Annotated in this window: 6 protein-coding genes; all 6 read right to left on the minus strand. The window is 47.6% G+C overall.

The genetic code is table 11. The features are described 5' to 3' along the window. On the minus strand, nt 1–653 hold a 653-nt coding region (locus A3751_RS07020; protein WP_156492302.1), incomplete at its 3' end, for an iron-containing alcohol dehydrogenase. Between the two features lies 1 nt (nt 654). Beyond that, complete coding sequence (locus tag A3751_RS07025) at nt 655–2,052, minus strand: aldehyde dehydrogenase family protein (protein WP_068453761.1); 1,398 nt, start codon at nt 2,050–2,052, stop codon at nt 655–657. Between the two features lie 99 nt (nt 2,053–2,151). Continuing rightward, nucleotides 2,152–3,513 (minus strand): glutamine synthetase family protein, encoded by a 1,362-nt coding sequence (locus A3751_RS07030; protein WP_068453763.1) that lies wholly within the window; start codon nt 3,511–3,513, stop codon nt 2,152–2,154. Between the two features lie 49 nt (nt 3,514–3,562). Then, entirely contained in the window at nt 3,563–4,054 is a 492-nt protein-coding gene (gene rimI, locus A3751_RS07035) for a ribosomal protein S18-alanine N-acetyltransferase (RefSeq protein ID WP_197466216.1), read from the minus strand. After that, the gene (locus A3751_RS07040) at nt 4,047–4,820 is read right to left on the minus strand and encodes a hypothetical protein (protein ID WP_068453765.1); all 774 of its coding nucleotides are present in this window, start codon (nt 4,818–4,820) and stop codon (nt 4,047–4,049) included. Before A3751_RS07040 ends, rimI begins: the two co-directional genes overlap by 8 nt. Before the next feature lie 3 nt (nt 4,821–4,823). Continuing rightward, nucleotides 4,824–6,371: a 2-isopropylmalate synthase gene (locus A3751_RS07045; protein ID WP_068453766.1), complete on the minus strand. Its 1,548-nt coding sequence runs from the start codon at nt 6,369–6,371 to the stop codon at nt 4,824–4,826. Nucleotides 6,372–6,400: the final 29 nt, after the last annotated feature.

Here is a 6,400-nt window from a genome sequence, read left to right on the forward strand (position 1 = left end):
TGATAGAGTGGCGAGCAGTAAGCCTCAAAACTATGAATAAAAGCGTCCATTCCGGTACCCGCCGTAATCATTGGAGGCAGCCCCAGCGTTAACTCTGGATCGCAGATAACCACAGATGGCAACATTTTCGGATGAAAAATGATTTTTTTTACGTGATCAACCGAGTTCGTCAAAATACCCGCTCGCCCAACTTCAGAGCCAGTCCCTGCGGTAGTAGGAATCGCAATAATGGGCGCGATTCCCTCTGAATCCGCTCTCGCCCACCAATCATCAACATCCTCGAAATCCCAAACAGGCCTAGCCTGGCCTGACATAAAGGCGATAATTTTACCAAGATCTAGGGCCGAGCCCCCACCCAAAGCAACAACCCCGTCATGGCCACCCGATCTGAAGACACCGAGCCCCTTCTCCAAACTTAGCTCATCCGGGTTTGGATAGACCTCACTAAACAACGCTCTTCCCAAGCCCCCGCGCTCAAGAACGCCCAATGCGACTTCGACGATCGAAAGCTCAACAAGACCCGCGTCCGTGACAAACAAAGGTTTGGATATACCGACCGAAGCACAAGCCTCCGAAAGCTCCTGTATGCGTCCAGCACCAAAGCGAATCTCAGTTGGATAGCTCCAATTTGACGTCATAGCCTCGATGCTCATATCAAATAGCCTTTTTAAAATGGTAAGACTTAACTCTCGTTAGATTCTGAAAGCCAATAACGGACAATGTACCGCCACGACCTGTGTCCTTGCACCCTGTCCAACATAGCGCAGGGTCTAGATAGTCAGCACGATTCATAAACACGGTTCCAGCTTCAAGCTGGGCCGCAATATTAGCGGCTCGCTTTGGATCAGATGTCCACAATGACGCCGTCAGTCCAAACTGACAATCATTCATAAGCTTAATAGCTTCTTCATCGTCTTTTACTTTCATGATGCAGACGATTGGGCCAAAGCTTTCGTCACGCATAACCCGCATATCATGATTCACATCAATAAGGACTTGCGGCGCAAGATACGCATTTGAACCATCATCCATAGGAAATAGCTGCGGATCTACCAAAGCTTTTGCACCATCTCTAAGCGCCTCCGATATCTGCGCACGCACCTCGTCAGCAAAGCGCTTATGAGCCATTGGCCCCAAGGTTGTGTCTGAATCCAACGGATTTCCAAGCTTATATCGCGCTACTGACCCGGATACTTTTTCTACAAGACTGTCGTAAAGGCTCTCAGCCACATATATCCGTTCAATACCGCAACAGCACTGACCAGAGTTATACATCGCCCCGTCAACCAAGGAAGCAACTGCAGAATCCAAGTCAGCATCCTCCATGACATAACCGGGGTCTTTACCCCCAAGCTCTAGACCAAGACCTACAAATGTGCCGGAAGCGGCTTGCTCAATTGAGCGCCCCGCCCCAACAGAGCCCGTAAAATTAATAAAATCAAAACAACGCTGTCGAATAAGTTGATCAGTGCTCGCATGATCAAGAAAGAGGTTTTGAAAAAGATCCGCAGGCAAACCCGCCTCGGCAAATATCGATGCTAAACGCTCTCCGACCAATAAAGTTTGAGTCGCGTGCTTTATAATCACCGCATTTCCTGCAATCAAAGCTGGGATAATCGTATTAATCGACGTTAAGTAAGGATAGTTCCACGGTGCTATCACGAAAACGAGACCATGAGGCTCTCTCTCAATACGACGCTCAAAACCGTCACTATGCTCTATAACCAAAGGCTTTAAGGACTCATGCGCGATTTCAGACATGTAATCTGCTCGTTCTTGAACCCCTCCAAACTCTCCTCCGTACCGTACCGGTCGCCCCATCATGCGTGCTAATTCAGGAACAATCTCGCCATTTTTGCTACCCAGTAACTCAACACACTTGAGCACTATGGCGATTCGCTCGTCCAGAGAGGTGTTTCGCCATGCTATTTGGGCATTTCTGGCTCGCGCTACGCACTCTAAAGCATCGTTCTGAGAAACCACCGGCCGCTCAGCGAAAACACTTCCGTCAATCGGACTAACACACTGCAACACCCGTCTTGATTCCGACATACCTGCTCACCTTCTCCTAATTATTCGAAGGACAAAAATCCTCATCCTACATTCACACAGACACTCTGCTTTTTGAAAAGTAACCTTTAGCGCTTTTTCCTAGCATCGCTCAAACCCGCGCGCTACTTCCCAGCTTGTGACAATCTTGTCGAATTCTTCCTGTTCAATTTCGCCTGCGCGAGTATAGTGGGCTACGACATCTTCTCCCAACGCATCTTTAAGCATCTCTGAGCTGCTAAAAGCGTTAATCGCGTCTTTCAAAGTTCGCGGCAAATCAGGCGCATCACTCATCTCATAAATATCGCCACATGCTGCTGGCGGGCACTCTAACTGCTCCTCAATCCCTTTTATCCCAGCAGCAAGCTGACCAGCAATTGCTAGGTAGGGATTAATATCAGCACCACCTACCCGGCATTCAATTCGAACGGCAGAAGTATTCTCACCACACAAGCGAAAAGCTGCGGTTCGGTTATCGTTAGACCAAACCGCTTTGGTTGGCGCAAAGGTTCCCTCAACAAACCGCTTATAGCTATTGATATAGGGCGCCAGAAAAAGCGTGTAATCAGGCGCATATTTAATCAATCCGGCGAGGTAGCACCGCATCAAGTCAGACATTCCAAGAGGATCTTGAGCATCAAAGAATACGGGATTTTCATCATTCCAAAGCGATTGATGCACATGAGCCGCACTGCCAACCATTTTGTGGTCCCACTTCGACATAAAGCTCACTGCGTGACCCTGCTGCCAAGCTATTTCTTTCGTCGCATGCTTAGCAATAGTATGATGATCCGCGCAAAGAAGGGCTTCGTCATATCGGATATTTAGCTCTTCCTGTCCTTTTTCCGCCTCACCCTTACTGTTTTCGACCGGCACACCCGCAGCATATAAATAATTTCTAAGCGGACGCATAACACTCTCTTCTTTCATGGTTTGAAAGATGTGATAGTCCTGATTATATCCACTGATCGGATCTAGCTTTGTAAAGCCACCTTTTCGTATCTCATCAAAGCTTTTATCAAAAATAAAAAACTCCAACTCAGTTGCCGTCTTTGCGGTATAGCCAAGTGATTTTAACCTCTCTATCTGGCGCTTGAGTATTTGCCTAGGGGAGTGGGCAACGTGCTGATGGTGGTGATCCAAGATATCGCACAAAACCATGACAGAACCTTCCAGCCAAGGAACCGTTCGCAAGGTCTGTAGATCAGGTTTCATTACATAATCGCCGTAACCCTGAGACCAACTAGAGGAGGCGTAACCATTTGGCGTTGCCATCTCCATATCTGTAGCAAGAAGGTAATTGCAGCAATGCGTTTCCTGAAACGAAAACTCGATAAAATTGCTCGCGTGGAAACGCTTTCCCATTAAGCGCCCCTGCATATCAACAAGACAAACAAGAACGGTATCGATATCACCGTCTAAAACCTGTTGCTTTAGATGATCGAACGATAGATTACCCAACATGCCAATTGCCTCTTTTTATTATACAAACTAATTGTTTTGAATTTTTTCGCTACGGACAACCATAAACAGACAAATCAAGCGTCATCAAAATAGCATCCTCCCTTCCAGCGTCAGAGGGGTAATATGCTTTGCGAATACCCACTTCATTAAAGCCTTCGGAATGATAAAGATGAATCGCTGTGGAATTGGACGCACGCACTTCGAGAAAAAACATCTGGCAAGATTGCTCCTGCGCGCGAGCGATTAAGTGGCGCAAATAAAAACGCCCCAAGCCTTTCCCCCAATAACGTGGATCAATACATACGTTAAGAAGATGAGCCTCATCCAATACATACGAGACAATTGAGTGACCAAGAATGTGCTCCCCAGAATAGAACACCAAGCCATCATTCTTTGCTTTTAAACAGTCCGAAAAGTTTTGTCGAGTCCAAGGTATGGGGTAAGCAGCATTCTCGACAATAAGAATACGATCTAGGTCAGAAGCCAACATCGGCCGATACTGCAATTTACTTTCAACAGGCCAAGCAACCACGCTAGACACTGCGTCGCTCTTCCAAAAGCTCTTTCCACAGAAACGCTTTCTGCGCCGGATCTCTTAGACAATCCGAGGGAGAAACTGAGGACGAAAACACTAAGCGGGGAGCGCCTTGATCAACTGAAAGCGCCTTGAAGGTGTCAACGCTTATATCAGCACCCAGAAGCAGGACAGAAGAACTTCGCGCTACCGCTTGGTTTCGCAAAAATCTCGCCAGACTTTTCCGCTGCAGATCAGCACCTCGGGACTCAAGAGCCAGAGACTCAAAGGTAGGCCAAACAAACGAACCAGATTCGTCTAACTGAATGTTGCGAGCGAATAAAGCTGAACAAATAGCTGAGGTTAGCCGATTCAAAGAGGAAACTTGTTCTGAGGAACATCTACCACAAACGACTGCGACGGAATCTGAACAAAAAATCATGAGCGACTGCTCAGAGGGTAACTCTACCGATTCGGATAATTTCGAATGAACCGAATCAGAGGATGTGACAGAAGCAGAGGTAACGACCGAAGCATCAAGATTTTCTGGTTCTTCTGAAGATAATTCGACACTTGATCGCGGTATGTCGGGTAACGTAGTTAACGCTGTAACCGTCGCCTTAGCATTTAGCGCTGAGAGATCATCCGGAACCTCTTCTGTGCTAGAAGGCTCCTGCGACTCGCAAAGCCGGAAAGACGGTGAACGCCCTGCGCCGTTTAAAACAAAGCGTGCATACCAAGGCTGCACGCCCATAGCTTTTAGGCGTTCCGACTTCACTGCCAACGATGTCATTGGCTAAACATCGCCCTGCGGGTGCTGCCTATCAGCGCCACTCTCCATGAGATTGAGAGCATGAACATAGGCTTTCGCCGATGCAATAACAATGTCTGTATCGGCCCCTAGTCCATTCACAATTCGACCCCCGCGCTCAACACGAACCGTCACCTCCCCCTGCGAGTCAGTACCACTCGTAATATTGTTAACGGAATATAGTTGCAGGCTAACGCCTGAATCAACAAGACTCTCGATTGCAGAGTACGTAGCATCAACAGGGCCGCTGCCCGAGGCCTCAGCTGTCTTTTCAATCCCGTCCACCAACAAGGTCACCTTCGACACTGGAGCAACACCGGTCTCAGAGGCCACAGACATGCAAACTAGCTCATATTTCTTGGCCTCTTTTCGTGCAACCGAGCTACTCACTAAAGCATGTAAGTCTTCATCAAAAATATCATGTTTTTTATCGGCCAACTCTTTAAATGCCGCGAATGCAGTATTGAGCTCCGATTCCGACTCTAAAGCTATCCCAAGCTCTTCAAGACGAGTCCTAAATGCATTTCTCCCTGAAAGCTTCCCAAGCACGAGACTGTTAGTGTGCCAACCTACATCTTCCGCCTTCATTATCTCATAGGTTTCCCGATGCTTAAGAACACCGTCTTGGTGAATTCCTGACTCATGCGCAAAAGCGTTCGCGCCGACAATGGCTTTGTTAGGTTGGACGGGAAAGCCCGTAATAGTAGAGACCAATTTTGACGCAGGTACAATCTGCGTTGTATCAATACCGGTTTCGACTTCGAACCAATCAGCTCGAGTCTTAACAGCCATTACCACCTCTTCTAAAGACGCGTTACCAGCCCGCTCTCCAAGACCATTAATGGTACATTCAACCTGGCGAGCACCTTGCGCTACAGCAGAGAGTGAATTCGCAACAGCGAGGCCCAAATCGTTGTGGCAGTGCACGGAAAAGATTGCTTTGTCCGAATTGGGAATTCGCTCAATTAATTGGCCAATGGTATGGCCGAACTGTTCTGGAACAGCGTAACCGACGGTATCAGGTATATTAATTGTTGATGCTCCCGCGTCGATTGCCGCCTCGATAATTCGACACAAAAAATCAAGCTCAGAACGTCCTGCATCTTCACACGAAAACTCAACATCGTCAGTATGTGAGCGGGCTCGTTTAACCGCTCGCACAGCTTGCTCTACTACCGCGTCAGGTTCCATCTGCAGCTTGTATTTCATGTGAATTGGAGATGTTGCAATAAAGGTATGGATGCGCGAGGCGTTTGCCCCTTTAAGTGCTTCTGCGGCGCGATCAATATCCTTGTCTAAAGCTCTAGATAGACTGCAAACTCGCGAATCTTTGATGGTGTTCGCAATCGCCTGCACCGATTCAAAATCACCAGGGCTCGCAATTGCAAAACCAGCCTCGATAACATCAACACGCATTTTTTCAAGTGCAGTTGCAATGCGAAGCTTCTCAGTTTTGGTCATTGATGCGCCTGGACTCTGTTCTCCATCGCGCAAAGTTGTATCAAAAATAACTAAACGGTCTTTGCCTGACATAAGTCAAACTCCTACAAATTCATTTACGA

It is taken from the genome of Oleiphilus sp. HI0080 (genome assembly GCF_001635135.1).

Coding starts and splice junctions, on each gene's coding strand:
- A3751_RS07025 (WP_068453761.1), bottom strand. CDS start 2,052: ATGTCGGAATCAAGACGGGTGTTGCAGTGTGTTAGTCCGATTGACGGA.
- A3751_RS07030 (WP_068453763.1), bottom strand. CDS start 3,513: ATGTTGGGTAATCTATCGTTCGATCATCTAAAGCAACAGGTTTTAGAC.
- A3751_RS07040 (WP_068453765.1), bottom strand. CDS start 4,820: ATGACATCGTTGGCAGTGAAGTCGGAACGCCTAAAAGCTATGGGCGTG.
- A3751_RS07045 (WP_068453766.1), bottom strand. CDS start 6,371: ATGTCAGGCAAAGACCGTTTAGTTATTTTTGATACAACTTTGCGCGAT.